Origin of the sequence: Kitasatospora indigofera, assembly GCF_014655955.1 — a bacterium.
Classification (GTDB): Bacteria; Actinomycetota; Actinomycetes; order Streptomycetales; family Streptomycetaceae; genus Kitasatospora; species Kitasatospora indigofera.
Genome location: NZ_BNBO01000178.1, coordinates 1 through 691, shown reverse-complemented (window position 1 = coordinate 691; position 691 = coordinate 1). Strand labels below are relative to the sequence as shown.

1 protein-coding gene and 1 pseudogene are annotated in these 691 nt (G+C 72.5%); both read right to left on the bottom strand.

The window, feature by feature from the left end:
• Positions 1 to 3: 3 nt before the first annotated feature.
• Positions 4 to 426 (bottom strand): DUF742 domain-containing protein, encoded by a 423-nt coding sequence (locus tag IE329_RS40045; protein ID WP_073926032.1) that lies wholly within the window; start codon positions 424 to 426, stop codon positions 4 to 6.
• Positions 427 to 582: 156 nt separating this feature from the next.
• A pseudogene (locus tag IE329_RS40040) lies at positions 583 to 691 on the bottom strand (roadblock/LC7 domain-containing protein); the annotation flags it as partial.

Sequence of the window (691 nt, the reverse complement as noted above, 5' to 3'; positions counted from 1 at the left end):
GCGTTAGAGCTTGCGAAGTCCACTGAGGACCCTTTCGAGCAGCGTGACGTCGGGCGTTCCGCCCGACTCGCCCGCGGCGGCGGGCTGGTGGATGGCGACAAGACCGGCCTCGGCGAGGTCGGCCACGAGGATACGGGCCACCCCCAGCGGCACGCCGGCAAGTGCGGAGATCTCCGCGACGGACTTGACCTCGCGGCACAGGCCGACGATCCGGGCGTGCTCGGGGAGCAGCCCTCCGGTGCGCTCGGCGGACGGTGTGGTCGAGATCAGCGCCTCGATCGCCAGCTGGTACCGGGGCCGGGTGCGGCCGCCGGTCATCGCGTACGGACGGACCAGTGGCTGCTGCTCGTAGCCGTCGGACTGGCCACCGTAGCCGCTGCCGTACCCGGAGCCGTACGAGCCGGCGGGTGTCGGGGGCGGGGTCATCTGGGTCCTCCTTGCGCTGCAGCCGTCCGCAGCCGGTTCCAGCTGGGACGATGCTCAGCTGAGGCGGTGCCAGGGGCCCGGGGGCCGCTGACTGAGGGTGGGGACGCCGGGCCCGGTCGGGCCGGACCCGGCGTGGAGGTGGATGGTGACATCTGCTCAGTGCAGGAGACTGCCCTGGAGTTCGGCGCGCAGTGCGGGGGTCAGGACGGTGCCGGCGCGGTCGACGAGGAGTGCCATCTCGTACCCGACGAGGCCGATGTCGGAG